This window comes from Jeotgalibaca dankookensis (assembly GCF_002005405.1).
Taxonomy (GTDB): Bacteria; Bacillota; Bacilli; order Lactobacillales; family Aerococcaceae; genus Jeotgalibaca; species Jeotgalibaca dankookensis.
This window is the reverse complement of record NZ_CP019728.1, coordinates 196,943-215,858: the sequence shown is the minus strand read 5'-3', so window position 1 is coordinate 215,858 and position 18,916 is coordinate 196,943. Positions and strand designations below refer to the sequence as shown.

The window sequence follows — 18,916 nt, the reverse complement described above, 5'->3', positions numbered from 1 at the left end:
AGTATTAAAGTGGGAAAAAAACGTATCTTCGCTCAGGAAGATACGTTTTTGAATACAAAAAATTTGCTAAATACATAATTTAAGACGAAAACTAGAATCTGGGTTAAGATTTTGGCGAGACTAGTGTCACTTTTAAAGATGCCAATTAAAATCCACATACTCATCATATCTAATAAACCAGAAAAAAGTCGAAATCCCACAAAACGAATCAGTTCGTCTATATGTTCCTTTTTAGTTTCGCTAATTGATTGGAAAACAAATCTTTTATTCGTATAAAAGGCAAAAAGAATCGCAACCACAATGGCAATAGCGTTAGCCATTAAATACGGAAGCATCTTTTCTAGTAAAAAGAAAACAACTATATTTACTAGCGTCGTCAGCACTCCAAATAGCAAATATTGGATGGCTTGGCGATATTTATGGTACCACTGATTCATCTTTATAGAACCTTTTCTAAAAAGACAGCAATCCCATCTTCATCATTCGATAGTGTGACTGCGTCGGCAACGTCCAAAATTTCCTGCATGGCGTTCCCCATGGCCACACCGGTGCCGGCGTATTCAATAATGGAGCGATCGTTTTGCGCATCACCAAATGAAATAATTTGTTGAGGGTGTATATCTTGTGCTTGTAAAACGGTATTTAAGGCAAAGGCCTTATTAATATTTTTGTCGGTCAACTCATAATAAAATGGTGTTGAAAAAGCACCTGTTGTTGTCGCCGCAAACGGTTGGTGAATATCTTTATAAACCGTTTGTAAATATTCTGGGTCACCCGCCATTAAAATTTTATTTTGAGGGCGGTCGACAAATGCTGCTAAATCAGCTGCCTCAGCTAATTGAAAGCGACACATACGCGCTTCATATTCGATAATATTAGTGGTGTTACCTGCTGGATAGTTTATTTCATTGGCGTATACATCTTCTACATACATATGTGTATCGCCGTAAATCATAGGGATGACATCAAATGTTTTAACGTGTTCTAAAATTGCTTGACTGGTTTCAGTTGAAAGTGTTTGGTTGAATAAAACTTCCTTTGTTTGACAATCGGTTACCCGCGCACCATTGAAGGAAACTAAGTAACCATTATGTTTATCGAGCTGTAATTCTTCAGCGAGGTGCCACATCCCTCGAGTTGGACGACCAGAAGCTAGAATGATTTTGATTCCTTGTTCTTGGGCCGCTAAGAGTGCCGTCTTTGTTTTTTCACTAATCACTTTTTTTGATGTCAACAGTGTGCCATCAATATCGAGTACAATTGCTTCTATATTCATTTACATCCTCCATCTTTAATTTTTGTCATCAAAAAAGTCTGACTTGTGCGCACACAAATCAGACTCGAAAGAATCCTATAGTGCTGCTGATCCGCCATCAATGGATATAACGGCACCATGAATATAAGACGCTTGTTCACTTAGTAAGAAAACAACAACGTCCGCAACTTCATGCGGCTGTCCGAGTCGGCCCATAGGAACCGCATCAGCCATAGCTGCAATTGCATCAGCTGGAAATGCTTTGACCATTGGTGTTTCATTGGTTCCCGGCGCAATCGCATTGATTCGGATATTATCTCTTCCGTATTCGCCGGCAATCGTTTTTGTTAAGCCCACAATCGCGTGTTTCGTTGCTGAATAAACACCTAATGTTGGCATTCCCACAACGCCACCTAATGAGGCTGTATTCACAACGGAACCTCCACCTGTTTTGAGCATTTCATTGACCACATACTTGAGGCCGTAAAATGCCCCTTTCAAGTTAACATTTACAATCGCTTCAAATTCGTCTTCAGAACATTCTAACGTGCGCACACCTGAACCTGAAATACCGGCATTATTGAAAAATAAATCGATTTTTCCAAAGGCCTCGATTGTTTTGGCTACGTAATTTTTCACTTGGTCCAGGTTGCTGACGTCTGCTTTTACAAAAATTGCTTGTGCACCTTCTTTTTCGCAAAGCTCAACAGTTTTAAGACCATTTTCGTCTGAAATATCAACAACACAAATATTGACACCTTGCTGGGCAAGTTTAATGGCTGTTTCTTGTCCAAAGCCACTTCCGCCACCAGTAATAATCGCTGTTTTACCCTTCATTACGATCCGCTCCTTTTTTATGATTCATTCGCTTTATTGTATCATAAGTCATTTTTTAAGTGAACATGGGCGCTTTTTGTCCGTTTTAATTCTATTTTTTTAAATTTTTTCTGTAATTTTTTATGACTAATCTTGCCAAAATAATTTCCTTGGTCGGTAACAACAATTAATACTTCTTTTTCTAAATCTGCTGTCAGCGCTAAGACTTCGTTTAATCGCAGCTCTTTATCAACTAAAACCATTTCCCTATTTGCTAGAAGATGGATGGGTTTATTTTGATAGAAATCCTTATGTGCCATCTTCTCTATTAATTGTGCTTTATCAACAATGCCAACTGGAATCTGGTTTTTAATCAGGCATATTTTATTGATACCCGGATTAGCCGCTAACCATTCGTAAACCTCTACCATGGGCTGATCATAAGGAACCGCACCACCTAAGTTGCAGAGATACTTAACAGGAGGATAGAAACTAGTCATTTGAGCTTGCTTTTTTAACTCGGTATGAATACCTTTAATCGCTGCGACCAGATTCTCATCAATAGGCGCAATGGTTTCCGCAGGTCGTTGGATAAAGTAGCCCTGTGCATAATCAATACCTAATTCAACCAAGACTTTTAGCTCTTCGTAGCTTTCAATTCCTTCCGCAATAATTTTCGTATGAGAAGCTTTCGAAAAAGCTACCATTCCTTTTAGGAGGGCTTTTTTGATATCTTCTTTGTGAATATTTTGAATCAGTCCACGGTCAACTTTGACAAAGTCGGGCTGTAAATCTTTAATCCGTGTCAAACCTGAAAAAGCCGAACCAATGTCATCTAGAGCTAATTGAAAACCTTTATCGCGGTAATAGAGAACTTTATTTTCAAAACTATTTGAATCTTCTATTACGCGTCTTTCTGTTATTTCAAGGATGAGCTGATGAGACTCAATCCCGTAATGACTAAGATTCTCTTGGTTAATTTCCTCTTTTAAAGCATCTTGGCTAATGACCCCCGGACAGACATTGATGAATAATTTTATTTGCGGAGACAAATTCATGAAAGTATAGGCACTCTCCATAGTTTTTTCTCTGCAAAGCGCCTCTAATTCCCAGTTTTTATTGTGAATTTTTGCTGACGAAAAAAGCTCTTCCATATCAGCAATTTGATTATGACCTGTGGTTCTGCTTAAAGCTTCATAGCCATAAACGCTTCCATCTTTAAGGGAAATAATGGGCTGGAAAACAGGCTTTATTTGTTTGTTACGAATAATTTCTTCTAAAGATTCTATTTGAATCATCATGCTCTTAGCTCCTGCTTTGTCTATCTTATAATCATGTAACGGAATACTCCTTAATTATACAGTATTCTTTCCTCTACCGCATCCAAATAAAAACTCCTGAAAGAAAATTTCTCTTTCAGGAGTTTTTTAATTATTTTTCTAAGGCACCTTGGTAAGCAGAAGTTCCACCCATAACGTTAGTGACGTCATAGCCTTGTTCTGCTAAAAAGCGGCTAGCAGTTGCTGATCGTCCACCGGTCTGGCAAATAAGGTAGTAATCAGTATCTTTATCAAGTTCTTGATAGTTTTCACTTAAGCTACTCAAAGGCATGTTAATCGCATTGGGAACATGTCCACGCGCATACTCTTCCTTCTCTCTCACATCAATAATTGGTAATTTTTCTTTTTTTGAAGCCTGGTAAAATTCAGCAACTCCGATTGAATTATACATATTCGATTTCCTCTCCTCTTACTGTTTTGTATAGTGAAAATGCGCCGTCTAGGTTTTCAACGTTAAAGCCCGCTTGTTTTAATTGGCGCTCAGCAATATAGCTTCGTAGTCCCGAGTGGCAACTCACAATGTAAGCTTGTTCTGGATCCAATTCATCCATACGGTCGCGTAATTCATTTAAAGGGATATTAAGTGCATCTTTGAAACGACCATTTGAGGCGAGTTCGCTTTCGTTACGAACGTCTAAAATGACTTTACCCTTAGCAACTTCATCTTTCAAGTCATACCATTGGATGGAATCACTTAATCCTTCCACTACGTTCATAGCTGCGTAACCAATCATATTGACTGGATCCTTAGCTGCTCCAAATGGTGGTGCATAGGTAAATTCAAGTTCTGGTAAATCAAAAATAGTTAATCCACCTTTAATAGCTGTAGCCAGAATATCAATCCGTTTGTCGATTCCTTTTTGACCAATTCCTTGTGCGCCATAAATGTCACCTGTAGTTGGATTGAATACCAGTTTCAAGTTTACATCAGTTGCTCCCGGGTAATAGCCGGCATGGTCTTTACCAGATGTGTGAATCACGTCTACTTCTAAACCAGCTTGACGTGCTTGACGCTCACTCAATCCAGTTGAAGCAGCGGTTAGATCAAAAACGCGTACAATGGCTGTTCCGATACTACCTTTATTTGTACGGTCCAATCCAGCAATCACGTCAGCTACTTGGCGACCTTGACGGTTAGCAGGAGACGCTAATGAAATAAGTGCATCTTCTCCGGTAATTTGTTGTTTCACCACAATTGCATCCCCAACGGCATAAATATTTGGGTCACTGGTTTGATATTTATCATTAACAACGAGACCATTACGCAAGCCTAATTCTAGTCCTGCTTCTTTTGCTAGCTTGGTTTCTGGTTGAACACCAACGGATATAATGGTTAAATCACTGTCTAAAGTCGTTCCGTCTTCTAAAATCACTTTTTTACCCTTCTCTTCAAATGCTTGAGCAGATTGAGAAGTCAAAACTTTAACCCCTTTTTCTTCTAGTTCTTGACTAACAAAGGCTGCCATTTCTTCATCCAAGGGTGGTAGAACGTGTGGCGCACGTTCGACAATCGTAACGGTCATGCCGCGAGCGTGTAAGTTTTCAGCCATCTCTAAGCCGATAAAACCAGCACCAATCACAACAGCATTTTTTGGATCTTCAGTATGAATTTCTTCCATAATCGCATCCAAATCGGGAACATTGCGCAATGAAAAAACATTGTCTGCTTGGTCTAAGTTTTCAATCGGTGGCACAAATGGGCTAGCACCTGGTGAGAGAATTAATGCATCATAGTTCTCTGTTAAAATCGCTTCACCATGTTTAATAGTGACTGTCTTTTCATCACGGTTAATTGCGGTTACTTCATGGTTAGGACGCACATCTAAATTGAAGCGCGCTTGAAGCGACTCTGGTGTTTGCACCAAGAGTTTGCTGCGGTCATCAATTTCACCCGATACATAATAAGGTAACCCACAGTTAGCAAAAGACACAAAGGGTCCTTTTTCTAAAATAATAATTTCTGCATCTTCCATTAAACGTCTTAAACGGGTTGCTGCTGACATACCACCTGCGACACCGCCGACAATAACAATTTTTTTCATCTTATTTTCCTCCTCTTACTGAACCTGACCATTGACTCATCCCGCCACGGACATTAATTGGCTTATAGCCATTGCTTTTTAAAGCCTTAGCAGCGCGTTTACTGCGCATACCTGACTGGCAAATGACATAAACGGGTTGGTCTTTATTGCCAGAGTGACTAGCAATCTTATCAACAGGGACATTCTTTGCTTTGCTAATATGCCCTGACCGGTATTCATCCGGCGTACGGACATCAAGTAACGTGATATTATCAGTTAATTTAGTTTCTAACTCTTTGGTAGAAACGCTTTGAATACTTTGGAATAATCCAAACATTATTTATTTCCTCCTAATCAAATATACCTTATAGGGTATATTAAACCGTATATCGATACGCTTGTCAACTATTAGGATTGAGAAACTATTGGAGTTGTTTCTTGACTTCTATACCGTACATGGGTATATTTATTTGCATAAGTGCGATAATTTGAGGAGGATAAATAATGGAAGAAACCAATAAAAAGTTATTAAACCGTTTGAAACGGAGTGAAGGGCAATTGCGTGGCATTCAAAAAATGATTGAAGAAGACCAAGGTTGTATGGATGTTATGACCCAACTGAGTGCTGTACGTTCCAGTATTGACCGGGTAATGGGAATTCTGGTTGCAGAAAACTTAAAGGCTTGTATTCAAAATCCAGCCGATAATGCCGAAGAACAATCAAAAAAACTAGATCAAGCCATTCAAATGATCATAAAAAAATAAGGAAAGGACAACTTAAACTTGTCCCTTCCTTGTTTTTTTTATTCTTTTACCCAGCTTTGAACCATCTCTGGATTTGCTGCAATCCAATTGCGTGCAGCTACTTCTGGATCAACATCGTCATTTAATTCTACCATGACACTTTGCATGTCTTCTACCGTCCAGTTAAAGTTTTCTAATACATTATAAACTTCAGGCATATCTTCTTCTAATCCTTCGCGAGCAAAGGTGTAAATAGACTCTTCCTTACTAATTAATCCTTGTGGATCTTCTAGCATCTTCAAGTCATATTTTTCAAACATCCAATGCGGCGTCCAACCAGTAATTACAATCTCTTCTTGGTTTTCAATAGCTTGACCTAATTCAACAGTCATCGCTCCGGTTGAGGACGTTTTTTGAGTCCAACCATCCAAGTTGTCGTAACTTGAAATAACCGTCTCGGTTAAACCAGTAATACCTGCTCCTGGTTCAATCCCTGTAATCTGTTTACCGGCTTCATCGGTTAAATCTTCGATACTATCAACGTCCATATAAGCTGGAACGGTTAACCCATTTCGAACACCTGTTAAGTTAGGTCCTAAGTCTACCAAAGTATCTTTATATTTATCATAAATCGGTCCTTGGGTAACTGGTAACCAAGCGGCAATCGTTGCATCAGCTTCACCTGTTGCTACCGCACTGTACATAACAGAAACATCTAAGTATTTAATATCAACATTGTATCCTAAGTCTTCTAAAACAAGAGCTAAAACGTTGGTTGAGGCAATTTCACTATCCCATTGCACACTACTCAAGGTAATATCTTGTTCTTTATCTTGTGAAGATACGTAGTAGAAAACACCTCCGACTAGAGCAAGTAACGCCACAACAGTACCAATCAGGGTATTACGTTTGCTAGTCTTACGCTCTGCAGCTGTTTTAGCCTTACGTGGTCTGTTTAAGTTTTGTGTTACGCGGTCAATGATAATCGCTAAAATAACCAGCGAAATCCCACTTACGAACCCTTTACCAATTTCTGCTCGTTGCAATCCAGCGAGTACGCCTTCTCCCAAACCAGGTGCCCCGATCATGGATGCTGTCACAACCATAGAAAGTGCTAACATCGTTGTTTGGTTGATTCCGGCAAAAATAGTTTCTTTTGCTAATGGTAACTCTAATTTAATTAGTTTTTGCCATCCGGTACTACCGAATGATTCCGACGCTTCTTGTAAATCTTCTGGAACTTGTGTAATTCCTAGATTAGTAAAGCGAACGGTTGGTGGCAGTGCAAAGATAACGGATGCGAATACCCCTGGCACCATTCCGATTCCAAAGAAAGCAACTGCAGGAATCAAGTACACAAAGGAAGGCATTGTCTGCATAAAATCAAGAATCGGTGTAATGATGTTATGAGCAACTTTGCTCTTTGCCATCATAATTCCTAAAGGAATCCCAATCACAATTGAAATTAAACTCGCTACTAGTACTAATGTGACGGTATTCATCAAGTTGGCCCAAAGTCCTTGGTTATAGATGAAGAGTAAGCCAATGAGGACAAAGGCGGTTAATCCGAGTTTACGTTTGGTTATGAAGTACATCCCTACTGTTAATAGAACAATAAAGAGGAGCGGCGGAACTAATAATAAGAGATCCGTCATGGCATTCATTGCCACACTTCCGACTGTTTGCAAGAAACCAAAGAGTCCTGAGAAGGTTGTTGTCAACCACTGTGTAAAAGCATCAATCCAGTCTGCTACTGGTATTGTTTGTGTTAAAAAATCCATCTTAATTATTCACCCCATTCGTTTTTGCTAGTGCATCAATAATCGTTCCACGACGAATTACTCCAAGTAGACGGTTATTTTCAACAACCGCAATCGGTGCGGATGAATCATTCATAATTGGAAACAGCTCTTCAACCAAGGTATCCGCTTCTACACGCGTAACATTGGTATCAATAATATCCATTGGCGAGATGTTGTTTCGTCTCGCTTCTAGTAATTTGTCTGCCGTAATAAAGCCGAGTAATTCACGCTTACTGTTTACAGCCATCACCAAGCTTGTCTTTTCGTGACGAATTTCATTCAGGATAACGTTCGGTCCTTTGTTTTCGACACGTGTTGCAATAGCTGGAATCATGATATTGGCTGCCGTTAGTACTTTCGAGCGGTCTACTTCTTCAACGAAATCACGCACATAATCATTGGCTGGATTGGTCAAGATTTCTTCACCTGTACCCACTTGAACCACTTCGCCATCTTTCATAATGGCAATGCGGTCACCAATACGTAATGCTTCGTTTAAATCATGCGTAATAAAGATAATCGTTTTTTGAACAGTTTCCTGTAAGGTAATTAGTTCATCTTGCATTTCGCGACGAATTAATGGATCTAGAGCTGAAAAAGCCTCATCCATTAATAGAATTTCTGGATCGTTTGCCAAGGCACGTGCTAATCCAACCCGTTGTTGCATCCCACCTGATAATTGGTTAGGAAATTGATCTTTAAAAGAAAGTAAGCCGGAATTATCTAAGGCTTGTTCAGCGCGTTCTTTACGCTTAGCAGGATCAACCTCGCGGATTTCTAATCCGAATTCAGTGTTCTCTAAAATAGTCCGATGTGGAAAGAGTGCGAAATTTTGGAAGACCATGTTGATTTTTTCACGGCGGACTTCGCGGAGTCCTTCTTTATCCAATTCTGCAATATTTTCACCATCAATATAAATAGCGCCAGATGTTGGCTCAATGAGACGATTTAAGAGACGAACGAGTGTTGATTTCCCACTACCAGATAATCCCATGATGACGAATATTTCGTTATCATTGATTTCTAGGTTTGCATTGTTTACTCCCACGGTTGCGCCTGTTTCTTCTAATATTTCTGTTTTCGATTTATTTTCTTTAACCATTTGTAAGGCTTGTTTCGTCCGTCTACCAAAAACTTTGGTTAGATTTTCGACTTTTAACTTTGCCAAATTACAACACACTCCTTTAAATTTTTCGTTTTCTGAAAAGTGACTCTTAACATACTAACACCAATGGTCACTTTTGTAAACTTAATTGCTTAAAAAAATGTTTATTTGTAAAAGAAATCGCGCATCCGTTGCAGACTATACTCATTTCCAACAAAATAAATCAAATCATTTTTGCCGATTTTTACATAGGGTCCAGGTGATACTAACATCTTTTCTTTGTGCATTAACCCGACAATGGTTGCGCCGGTCGCTTGCCAAATATTAAGATCCGCAATGGTCCGGTCTAAGTGCTGGGCTTGTTCGGTTATCTCCAGTTCATAAGGTAAAAAACTATTTAAATCATAAGATTGACGCGTATGGGCAACCAATTCATTTAGTAATTCGCCGAAATTCTGCCACTCTTTTTGTTGGCGGTCGACACTCTTTAAGAGATTGTTGCGCATATTTTCGATGGTCTCTTTATCTTTAAACTGACGGACATAAATTTGTGCTTTTTCCTTCGATGCCACTAGCGTGCCGCTACCGTGATAAGATTCCATAATGCCTAGATCATCCAATACTTGTACGGCCTTACGAGTCGTTTCAGCTGAAACTCCAAACGATTGGGCTAATGTAGACCGGGCATGCAGTTTGGTTCCTTCTTCATAGGTTCCATCCGCTACTTGCTGGGCTAATTTTAAAGCGATTTGCTGGTATAAAGGTCTTTCAATTTTATATTTCAATGACACATGCCTCCAGATTTTCTTTTACTTAGTCTACTTAACGCAATAGGTTTTCGTCAAGCAAGAGAAAAAACGCCTCGTTGGGTTGCGAGACGTTTTGGAATATTTATTTAGCTAACTCAGTATAATTCATGGCCACTGCTACAAACATTTGTAAGCCAATTAAAAAACTGTCTTCATCCAAGGCAAACTTGGGATGGTGGTGCGGATAATCGTAGCCTTTTTCAGCATTACCAGCTCCAATCCAAATATAAGTTGCGGGAACTAAATCCGAAAAGGCAGAGAAATCTTCGCCACCTAGTGAGATGGGCAGTTGAGTCACTTGGCCTGGGAATAATTCTTCGGCAATTTCCTTAACAATCGCTGTTGTTGCTTGGTCATTGTTTACCGCACTATAACCCCATTGATAGTCAAGCTGATAACTTGCGCCATAGGCATCACAGGTTGCTTTGGCAACCCGGTCAATTTCTTGGGCAATGATTTGGCGTTCTTCAGCGTTATTGCTGCGGACACTTCCGGATAGGAAAGCAGTACTTGGAATGACATTTTTTGCATCAATCGAGCCGGCTTGGAAAACAGTATTTGAAATAATCGCTGCGTTAACAGGATTTAATTTTCTAGAAATAATGGTTTGCATTTTTTCTAATATTTGCGCACCAATAATAATCGGATCAATACTCGTATGCGGCATGGCAGCATGTCCACCTTTACCATAAATGGTCAGTTCGTATAAGTCAGAGTTTCCTGTATTGGGGCCCGCTTTGATATCCATAGTTCCTAGTGGATATGGTGTAAAGAGGTGATGTCCATAAATAAAATCAAAATCGTCAAAGATTCCGGTAGCAACCATTTCCTTAGCACCACCAGGTGGCGTTTCTTCCGCATGTTGGAAGATCGCGTAGACCTCACCTGGGAGTTCTTGGGCATGTTCCGCTAAAAATTGGGTGGCGACCATTAAGATTGCAGTATGGCCATCGTGCCCACACGCATGCATGGCACCGGGTACTTGTGATTTAAAATCAAGTTCATCGCGGTCTTCTTCAATAGGTAAGGCGTCAATATCCGCCCGCAAACCGATTTTCTTGCCTGGTTTTCCGCCTTTAATTTTTACTAAAACCGACGTTTCGGTTGGTCGGGTCACAACGACATTTTCCAGCTTACTCATTTCATCAAAAATAAACTGGCTGGTTTTGAACTCTTGGAAAGATAATTCAGGAAATTGGTGAAGATAGCGCCGATATGCAATGACTTGTTCTTTTCGAGCAGTTAAATCGTCTAGCCATTCTTTTTTTAAATAAGTTATCACAGGTTTTCCTCCTTAGTTAAGTCTTTATTAGTTTAAAAAGATTGGGCTGTTGGGTCCTAGTGGCAGTCCAAAGGTATACCAAATAATTAAGAGTATAGGCCAAATAATACCAATCGCTACGGAATAAGGTAAGGCATTGGCCATCATAGTACCAATCCCAGCTTTTTTATCATACTTTTGAATCGTCGCCAAAAGGATTGGGAAATATGGCATCATCGGTGATAATGGATTCGTAATAGAGTCACCAATACGATATGCCATTTGTGTCAAGGCAGGATGATAGTCTAGTAGCATAAACATCGGTACAAAGATAGGTGCTAGCAAGGCCCACTTGGAACTGGCACTCCCAATAAAGAGATTAACAAATCCAGTCAGAGCGATAAAACCTAAAATGAGCACAATCCCATTAGTATTTTGTAAGAGTTCGGCTCCTTTGACAGCAATGACGGTTCCTAAATTACTCCAACTAAAGTAAGCCATCATTTGGGCTGCGAAGAAGACTATTACAATAAAGTTCCCCATTCCAGACATGGATTTAGAGAGCATATTAGAGAAATCATGCGAGTTTTTAATTTCGCCTGCTTTTAGAGAATAGATAATTCCTGGTACAAAAAACATCAAGGTGATTAAAACGCCAACACCGTTCATAAGCGGCGAATCATTTACAATCGAACCTGTTTCAGCATTACGTAAAAGTCCATTAGACGGCACCGTTAGAGCAAGCATGACAAGGATAAATGCAAAGAATCCCCAGTTAGCCCATTTAAGTGCTACGCGTTTTTCTTCTGAAATCTCATCTTGATCAGCTGTAATGTTGCTGCCTATTTCCGATGTATAGGTTCCTAGGTGTGGCAAGGTATATTTTTTTAAAATCCAAAAAATAACCATGGCTAAGATAGGCGTAGATAGGAAAATAAAATAGTAGTTCATTAATACGTTAACCGAAATAGTCGGATCGATAAGCTGAGCGGCCGGTTGTGTAAAAGCGTACACTAAAGCATCGGACATCCCTGGAATCATATTGGCTGCAAAGCCGCCCATTGGTGCGACATAACCGACAATCGCACCAGCAATAGGATGGTAACCCATTTTTATAAAAATTAAAGCTGCTAATGGTGGCATAACAATCGGTGCGGCATCCCCCGCAATATTTCCCAGAATTCCTACAAATATAATTATCCATAAGACGAGATTAATTGGCGCTTTTTTAATAACCGAAGTGAGTAAAACTTCAAAATAGCCAGATTGCTCGGCAACTCCGATTCCTAGCATCACCACTAACACCAATCCTAGGGCTGGAAATGATGTAAAATTACTAATCGTTCCTTCTAGTATGCGCACCAAATTTGTGGGCGTTAATAAATTTTCAACGCGAATAATTTCATTGGTAGCAGGGCTAACCACTTGTGTCCCGATGGCAGAAAATAGCCAGGATGCTAACAAAATGAGCCCTGTTAGTATAATAAAAATAATTAAAGGCGCAGGCATTTTATTACCCGTTCGTTCTACCCAATTTAAAAAACGAGTGATGAACCCCTTTTTATTTTTCATCTCCATTTTTATCCCTCCTTAATATATTCCTCTTAATATACCATATTGGATTCTTATAATTCTAGCCATTTTTTATTTCCAACATCATAAGTTGAAAGGAATCTTGCTCTTATGATGAAATTTCATGATTATTCATCATAAGACGAGGGTTTTATTCGGCTAGTGATGAAAAAGGGCTGTTTTTCATCACTAGCGGAGCTTTTTCAGCTATTTATGATCATAATAAAAAGGCCGAGAACGTATCTCGACCTTTTTAGTAAGAATTTTACTTGTTTAAAGCTTGTTTGGCTAGTTGGTCAGCCATTTCATTATACGCCACACCCGTATGCGCCTTTTCTTTTTGAAAGCGAACCGTAATATGGGGTGCCAATTCTTTAAAAGCTTGTACGTAATCTTTTGAGACTGGCTTATTGGTTTTCCACAAACCGCGTGCCCACTGCTCGATACCCAGATAATCATAGCGAATATTGATAGCCGCATAACCTGCTTGGATTGCCCAACGGATTGCTGCTAGAGCACCGAAGACTTCACCGGCTATTTGAAAACTTTCCGTGTAACGCGGATCCGCAGCAGCCTGATTAAAAGTAGTAACAATCTGATCATTTTTTACAATCACAACCCCATAACTATAGCGGTTGTTGACTCGATCAAAGGACCCATCTACGTAAGCTTCGATTGTATCGCTAGCTGACCAATCAATCTGAGATTCTTCGGGAGGATTAATAAAATCCAAGGCTTCTTCTTTACTAGGAAAGGATTTAAATTGCGCTCCTGAAAAGCCACTAATTTGTTTTTGCGCTTCCGGCCAAGTGAGGTAAATACCAGGTTTGCGCCCTTTTTTTACGGCATAAAATTTACTCGCCAAGATAATCGCCCTCTTCTTCTTGGAAACTTTGAAGTTGGTACATATCGTAGTAAACGCCGCCTTGTTCAATCAACTCGTCGTGTTTTCCTTCTTCAATGATCCGTCCTTGACGCAAAACATAAATCTTATCTGCATCACGAATCGTCGACAAACGGTGCGCAATAATAATGGTTGTTCGACCGCGTCGCATATTTTCAAGTCCCTTAGAAATTTTCTGTTCAGTTTCTGTATCAATATTAGCCGTTGCTTCATCCAAAATTAAAATTTTGGGGCTGCGCAAAATGGTTCGAGCAAACGAAATAAGCTGTTTCTCACCCGTTGAGAAAGTCGCGCCGCCTTCAATCACTTTAGCATGATAGCCACCGTCTAATTCTTCAATAAAATCATCGGCATTTACAAATTCTGCAGCGGCTTTTATTTCTTGATCGGTGTACATTCCATGCATACGAATATTATCTGCCATATCACCATAGAACATAAAACTGTCTTGCAAGACCAAGCCCATTTGTTGGCGCAAAGTTTTCATGGGAATGTCACGAATCGATTGACCATCAATCAGAATTTCGCCACGTTGGTAGTCGTAAAAGCGCATCAAGATATTAATGATAGAACTCTTCCCTGAACCAGTTTGACCTACTAAAGCGATTGTTTCACCTGGTTGAGCCGAAATAGAAATATCATGAAGCACGTCGTTTTCATTGTCATATGAGAATGATAAATTATTAATTTCAATTTTACCTTCTGTAATTTCACCCGTTGCATCTGGATTTGAGTGTGGTGCTTTCTCGTCTAGATTGATGATTTCCATTACGCGCGATCCTGAAACGAGACCATCTTGGAAGACACTCAAACTATCTAGCATATTTCCGATTGGATGGAAAAAGGATTTGGCATAAGAAGTAAAGGCATAAATCATCCCGACGTTGGCAATGGAATTTTCTAAAAAGCGAATCCCGAATATCCATAAAACGATAAAGAGCGCAATGGCTTCAATCAGGTTCACGGCTGGCATCAAGAGTAAGGCATTCATCTTGAACATATTTTTACGTGCAGTTACATACTCTTGGTTCACAACGTCGAACTCTCTTTTCATCCGTTCTTCTTGGTTAAAGTGTTGGATAATAGTCATTCCGGTAATGGATTCACTCAGTTTAGCATTAACCCGACTTAGGGCACTGCGCATCCGTCCATAAATAATCGTACTATATTTTTGGTAAATATAGATAAGAGCAAACACAATCGGAATAAAGCCCATAAAGATCCAAGCTAACTGGGCATTCAAAGCAAACATAGCAATCCCAATTGAAATGGCATTTAACAGTCCATCTAAGAAAGTGAGGAAAACGTTCCAAAATTCTTTAATAGTTTCCGTATCATTTGTCACACGGGACACAACCGAACCGGTCGGAGTCTGATCAAAATACCGCATCCCTAGCCCGACAACTTTTCCATAAAGTTTGTTCCGCATGGTTGCAACGGTTAATTCAGAAGCAATTTTAAAGGTATAGTTTTTCAAATAAACCAAAACCATCTTCAAAATAACGAATACTAAGTAGAACAAGGACATACGAATGGCGATGCCAATGGTTGCGTCACCTGTTGCTAAATAGTTATCAATATAGCGTTGTACAATGACCGGTAAATAAGCACTAATTGCTGAAACAGCTGCCATACTGAGTACAGAAACGGTAAATAATTTCCAATATTTCTTGGTAAAGGAGAACAGACCCGCTAGGATACTTGCTTGTTCACGCAAAGTGAAGTTTGTTTTTTTATCAGCCAATATCCTCGCCTCCTTCGGTCATTTTTTGTTGCAATTGTTGTTCTTTATACATACGGCTGTACCAGCCATCTTTAGCGAGGAGCTCCGCATGCTGACCACGTTCGACAATTCGACCTTTTTTCAAAACAATAATTTCATCGGCATGCATAATTGAGCTAATCCGATGGGTGGCGATAATAGTAGATTCATTTTTACGAATATCACGCAAGTTCGTTAAAATACGCGATTCTGTCTGCGCATCTACCGCTGATAAGGCATCATCTAAAATTAAAAATTCAGCTTTAGTTGCGAGCGCCCGTGCGATGGCAATCCGTTGCTTTTGCCCACCGGAAAGCGAAACGCCGCGCTCGCCTACTTCGGTTCCATAGCCTTGTGGAAATTGCATAATGTCCTCGTGAACATCGGCTAATTTAGCAAAGTATTCCACTTCGTCTTGAGTCAAGTCAGGATTTACAAAACGAATATTTTCGCGCACACTGGTTGAAAATAAAAAGGATCCTTGAGGAACATAGCCGGTTCCTTGTGCAATAGCATCCAGACTATAATCTTTTAAATTATGTCCGTTATAGGTAATAAAGCCATTATTAGGATCATATTCACGCATTAAAAGTTTGAAAATCGTACTTTTTCCCGAACCGGTATGCCCTACAATTCCTAGAGTAGACCCTGCATTTAAGCGAAACTCTGCATCGGTTAAAACTGGTTCGGCGGAGTCTGGATAGGTAAAACTATCAATTTTGAAGTGGATATCGCCAGAAACAGGAGCTTGAATTGGATTTTTTACTTCCATTAAGGCAGATGTTTGTGACAAGAGATTGGCAACCCGTTTGTAGCTGGCATCGCCGCGTTCTAAGGTATTTGCCACACGACCGACTGCAAGTAAAGGCCATGCCATCATAGATAAATAACTAAAGTAGGCAACCAATTGTCCAATCGTAATTCGGTCAATCTTAATAAAATAAGTTCCAAAAAGGAGCGTTAAGACATAGGTTAAGCCAGTAATTCCTTCAATAATAGGCGTATACGCAGACTCAACAATATAAACCCCTTTGTTCTTATCAAAAACATTTTGAATGTCTTTGGTAAAGTCAACATAGTTGGGTTCTTCTTCTCCAAAGGTTTTGATGACTTTCATACCGCCAACACTTTCTTGAACGTGGTTATTCATTTGCGAAAAAGACTCAAGCGAACCGCGGTAGCGCTTGTTAATGGCTTTCCCTAAATAACGCGCTGCAAAAATCAAGATTGGAAAAGGCAAAATGGTCGTTAAAGTTAACTGCCAGTCGACAAAGAAAATCATTGAAAAGAGGGTCGTTCCACCAATGAACACCGAATCGGTCATGGCTAAAATTCCCCCTCCGGCTACAAACCGTAAGGCTGCTAAATCATTCGTGGCATGTGCCATCAAGTCACCAGTTCGGTAGTGGTGGAAGAACTGACTGTCCATTTTGGTAAAATGTGTAAAGAGACGATTACGCATGATGGATTCTAATAAGGTAGAATTACCAAAAATTGCATTTCGCCATCCAAAACGAAGTCCGTACATAAAAATGGCAAAGACGAGAATCGTACCAGACTGAATGATGAGACTTCGATAAGTCAGACTGCCGGTTACAATTTCATCGATAATATTCCCTAAAATAAGGGGTGTGACCGCTGATAGTAAGGCAACGGCAATCAGTCCAAACACGCCAAATGTATAAGTTTTCCAACGTAATTTAAAAAACCAACCTAATTTTTTTAATATATCAAACATAATTTCCCCCTGTGTTTGTACTTAAAAAGAAACTTTCCGAATACTTGGAAAGTTCCTTCCTCTTATGTAAAGTATTATTTAATCATTATAAGCCAACATGTTCATTTTTCTAATTATTTTGCTCTTTATTTTTTAAATGACCAATCGTCGTCATTTCTTCTTCGGTGAGCGAAAAATCAAACAGTTCAATATTTAACTGTTGGCGCTCTGGGTTATGGGACTTAGGAATAACTGCTACACCACGTTGAATTTGGTAGCGCAGAATAACTTGTGCCCAGGTTTTTCCATAACGCTGGCCTATTTCTGTTAAAGCTTGACGGCAAGAAGCATCGATACGTGATAGCGGTCCCCACGCTTCTGGAACCACACCGTGTTCCTGGCAGTATTCTATTATAGCATGATTCCACTCACTCGTGTTCGATTGGATTTGATTGACTGCAGGTTTGATGCGAGCGCGCTCTAGAATGAAGCCGAGTTGCTCTTGATTGAAATTTGAAACACCAATGGCTTTTAAGACACCTTTGTCCACATATTCTTCAAGAATACGCCAGACTGTAAATATTTCCTCATTGTTATCCCATGGGTGGTGTATTAAATACAAATCAATATAATCTGTTTTTAAAGCATTTAAACTGTCAGCAACCGCTTGATGAACTGCTTCTGTTGTTTCAATATATTCCGGACGTCCCGGAATTTTAGAGGTTAAGAAAAATTCTTCTCGGGGAAGCTTACTTTTTTTTACGGCATCGCCGATTACAGATTCATTGCGGTAAGAAATAGCTGTATCGATATGGCGATAGCCTAAGGAAATTGCCTGGTCCAGTTCAGTCGTATCTCCATTTATTTTACCCTGATAATCATTATTTTCTTTTCCATACGTATTTGTTCCGGTTCCAACAATTGGTAGTTCAATTCCTGTGTTCAAGGTGATCGTTTCCATTGTCTCGCCTCCGAATTTTTATAGTATGTTTATTATATCATTTCCATTGAAAACTTGTAGTTTTTACACCTTCTAGGTTATAAAATGATTAGTCATAAACTGTCCATTTTGCTAGGCAATTATTTAATAGTTAGTGAGAATAGTGAATGGGTTCATGCTATAATGAACGTATGAGTACAAACTTGAAGGGAGACAATTGAATAAAAATATTATGCGACGTTCTCTTATTTATGTCGTCGGAGTCTTTTTTATGTCGCTAGGAATCAGCTTTTCAATTTATGCTGATTTGGGCGTTTCACCCGTTTCATCTTTGTCATATGCCGTCACCTTAGTAACTGGAATCTCAGTCGGAACCATCACGGTCTTTACGCATTTCTTCTATATTGGTGTGCAAGTATTAATTACCAGAGTACTTGATATAAAAGACGCGGCTATCCAACTCGCGATTGCTTTTTTATTTGGATTTTTTATTGATGCTTCTTTATTTCTCGTCCAACTGGTTTTGCCTGCACCAACCAATCTAGCTATCCAATGGCTTTATTTAATTATTAGTTTGTTTTTAATAGCCATGGGTCTAACCGGTTATACAAATGTAAACTTTACTCTGATGCCCTATGATGAATTGACCAATGTTATTAGTAAGCATTTCCATATGACTTATGGACATGCCAGAATTGTTGGCGATGTTTCTAATGTCCTTTTAGCTTTAGCAATTGGCTTTATTTTTCTTGGTTCCTTAGGATCAATTGGAATTGGTACCGTTGTTGCGGCCGTTTCAGTTGGGCGCATATTGAATTGGCTAATGAAATTAATTAAAAAATACAATCTGCCACTTATTTAAAAAAAC

The 18,916-nt window shown here is 39.4% G+C and carries 18 protein-coding genes; 2 read left to right on the top strand and 16 right to left on the bottom strand.

Annotated elements, in window-relative coordinates; all coding sequences use genetic code 11:
- Positions 1-32: 32 nt before the first annotated feature.
- The 7 genes from BW727_RS01015 to BW727_RS00985 form a co-directional block, all read right to left on the bottom strand.
- A complete protein-coding gene (locus tag BW727_RS01015; RefSeq protein ID WP_062468005.1) occupies positions 33-437 on the bottom strand; it encodes a GtrA family protein in 405 nt (134 codons plus the stop codon).
- A 2-nt stretch (positions 438-439) separates the two neighbouring features.
- A complete protein-coding gene (locus tag BW727_RS01010) occupies positions 440-1,276 on the bottom strand; it encodes a Cof-type HAD-IIB family hydrolase (protein WP_062468003.1) in 837 nt (278 codons plus the stop codon).
- A 75-nt stretch (positions 1,277-1,351) separates the two neighbouring features.
- On the bottom strand, positions 1,352-2,092 hold the full coding sequence (locus tag BW727_RS01005; RefSeq protein ID WP_062468001.1) for an SDR family NAD(P)-dependent oxidoreductase: 741 nt from the start codon (positions 2,090-2,092) through the stop codon (positions 1,352-1,354).
- Positions 2,093-2,133: 41 nt separating this feature from the next.
- Positions 2,134-3,372 carry an EAL domain-containing protein gene (locus BW727_RS01000; protein ID WP_062467999.1) on the bottom strand — a complete coding sequence of 413 codons (1,239 nt, stop codon included), beginning with the start codon at positions 3,370-3,372 and terminating at the stop codon, positions 2,134-2,136.
- 130 nt (positions 3,373-3,502) lie between these two features.
- Positions 3,503-3,802: a rhodanese-like domain-containing protein gene (locus BW727_RS00995; RefSeq protein WP_062467997.1), complete on the bottom strand. Its 300-nt coding sequence runs from the start codon at positions 3,800-3,802 to the stop codon at positions 3,503-3,505.
- A complete protein-coding gene (locus BW727_RS00990) occupies positions 3,795-5,453 on the bottom strand; it encodes an FAD-dependent oxidoreductase (RefSeq protein ID WP_062467996.1) in 1,659 nt (552 codons plus the stop codon). Before BW727_RS00990 ends, BW727_RS00995 begins: the two co-directional genes overlap by 8 nt.
- Before the next feature lies 1 nt (position 5,454).
- On the bottom strand, positions 5,455-5,769 hold the full coding sequence (locus BW727_RS00985; protein ID WP_062467994.1) for a rhodanese-like domain-containing protein: 315 nt from the start codon (positions 5,767-5,769) through the stop codon (positions 5,455-5,457).
- A 167-nt stretch (positions 5,770-5,936) separates the two neighbouring features.
- Between BW727_RS00985 and BW727_RS00980 the strand changes: the two genes are divergently transcribed.
- Positions 5,937-6,197, top strand: a complete 261-nt coding sequence (locus BW727_RS00980) for a metal-sensitive transcriptional regulator (RefSeq protein WP_062467992.1) — start codon at positions 5,937-5,939, stop codon at positions 6,195-6,197.
- A gap of 38 nt (positions 6,198-6,235) precedes the next feature.
- Here BW727_RS00980 and BW727_RS00975 read toward each other — a convergent pair whose 3' ends face one another.
- The 9 genes from BW727_RS00975 to BW727_RS00935 all read right to left on the bottom strand — a co-directional run bounded on the left by BW727_RS00975 (position 6,236) and on the right by BW727_RS00935 (position 18,069).
- On the bottom strand, positions 6,236-7,957 hold the full coding sequence (locus BW727_RS00975) for an ABC transporter permease/substrate binding protein (RefSeq protein ID WP_062467990.1): 1,722 nt from the start codon (positions 7,955-7,957) through the stop codon (positions 6,236-6,238).
- A gap of 1 nt (position 7,958) precedes the next feature.
- A complete protein-coding gene (locus tag BW727_RS00970; protein ID WP_062467988.1) occupies positions 7,959-9,146 on the bottom strand; it encodes a quaternary amine ABC transporter ATP-binding protein in 1,188 nt (395 codons plus the stop codon).
- Positions 9,147-9,247: 101 nt separating this feature from the next.
- Positions 9,248-9,874, bottom strand: a complete 627-nt coding sequence (locus BW727_RS00965; RefSeq protein WP_062467986.1) for a GntR family transcriptional regulator — start codon at positions 9,872-9,874, stop codon at positions 9,248-9,250.
- A gap of 100 nt (positions 9,875-9,974) precedes the next feature.
- Positions 9,975-11,174 carry an amidohydrolase gene (locus BW727_RS00960; RefSeq protein WP_217994405.1) on the bottom strand — a complete coding sequence of 400 codons (1,200 nt, stop codon included), beginning with the start codon at positions 11,172-11,174 and terminating at the stop codon, positions 9,975-9,977.
- 27 nt (positions 11,175-11,201) lie between these two features.
- On the bottom strand, positions 11,202-12,731 hold the full coding sequence (locus BW727_RS00955) for an AbgT family transporter (RefSeq protein ID WP_062467984.1): 1,530 nt from the start codon (positions 12,729-12,731) through the stop codon (positions 11,202-11,204).
- Positions 12,732-12,990: 259 nt separating this feature from the next.
- Entirely contained in the window at positions 12,991-13,590 is a 600-nt protein-coding gene (locus BW727_RS00950) for a ribonuclease H1 domain-containing protein (RefSeq protein ID WP_062467981.1), read from the bottom strand.
- Positions 13,580-15,376 (bottom strand): ABC transporter ATP-binding protein, encoded by a 1,797-nt coding sequence (locus tag BW727_RS00945; protein WP_062467979.1) that lies wholly within the window; start codon positions 15,374-15,376, stop codon positions 13,580-13,582. The genes BW727_RS00950 and BW727_RS00945 overlap by 11 nt, the downstream gene beginning before the upstream one ends.
- The gene (locus tag BW727_RS00940; protein WP_062467977.1) at positions 15,366-17,129 is read right to left on the bottom strand and encodes an ABC transporter ATP-binding protein; all 1,764 of its coding nucleotides are present in this window, start codon (positions 17,127-17,129) and stop codon (positions 15,366-15,368) included. The genes BW727_RS00945 and BW727_RS00940 overlap by 11 nt, the downstream gene beginning before the upstream one ends.
- Before the next feature lie 109 nt (positions 17,130-17,238).
- The gene (locus tag BW727_RS00935) at positions 17,239-18,069 is read right to left on the bottom strand and encodes an aldo/keto reductase family protein (RefSeq protein WP_062467976.1); all 831 of its coding nucleotides are present in this window, start codon (positions 18,067-18,069) and stop codon (positions 17,239-17,241) included.
- Between the two features lie 196 nt (positions 18,070-18,265).
- On the opposite strand from BW727_RS00935, the gene BW727_RS00930 reads away from it, so the two are divergent.
- Positions 18,266-18,910: a YczE/YyaS/YitT family protein gene (locus BW727_RS00930; protein ID WP_217994404.1), complete on the top strand. Its 645-nt coding sequence runs from the start codon at positions 18,266-18,268 to the stop codon at positions 18,908-18,910.
- Positions 18,911-18,916 lie beyond the last annotated feature (6 nt).

Coding starts and splice junctions, on each gene's coding strand:
- BW727_RS00940 (WP_062467977.1), bottom strand. CDS start 17,129: ATGTTTGATATATTAAAAAAATTAGGTTGGTTTTTTAAATTACGTTGG.
- BW727_RS00995 (WP_062467997.1), bottom strand. CDS start 3,802: ATGTATAATTCAATCGGAGTTGCTGAATTTTACCAGGCTTCAAAAAAA.
- BW727_RS00955 (WP_062467984.1), bottom strand. CDS start 12,731: ATGGAGATGAAAAATAAAAAGGGGTTCATCACTCGTTTTTTAAATTGG.
- BW727_RS00935 (WP_062467976.1), bottom strand. CDS start 18,069: ATGGAAACGATCACCTTGAACACAGGAATTGAACTACCAATTGTTGGA.
- BW727_RS01015 (WP_062468005.1), bottom strand. CDS start 437: ATGAATCAGTGGTACCATAAATATCGCCAAGCCATCCAATATTTGCTA.
- BW727_RS01005 (WP_062468001.1), bottom strand. CDS start 2,092: ATGAAGGGTAAAACAGCGATTATTACTGGTGGCGGAAGTGGCTTTGGA.
- BW727_RS00975 (WP_062467990.1), bottom strand. CDS start 7,957: ATGGATTTTTTAACACAAACAATACCAGTAGCAGACTGGATTGATGCT.
- BW727_RS00980 (WP_062467992.1), top strand. CDS start 5,937: ATGGAAGAAACCAATAAAAAGTTATTAAACCGTTTGAAACGGAGTGAA.
- BW727_RS00990 (WP_062467996.1), bottom strand. CDS start 5,453: ATGAAAAAAATTGTTATTGTCGGCGGTGTCGCAGGTGGTATGTCAGCA.
- BW727_RS00985 (WP_062467994.1), bottom strand. CDS start 5,769: ATGTTTGGATTATTCCAAAGTATTCAAAGCGTTTCTACCAAAGAGTTA.
- BW727_RS01000 (WP_062467999.1), bottom strand. CDS start 3,372: ATGATGATTCAAATAGAATCTTTAGAAGAAATTATTCGTAACAAACAA.
- BW727_RS01010 (WP_062468003.1), bottom strand. CDS start 1,276: ATGAATATAGAAGCAATTGTACTCGATATTGATGGCACACTGTTGACA.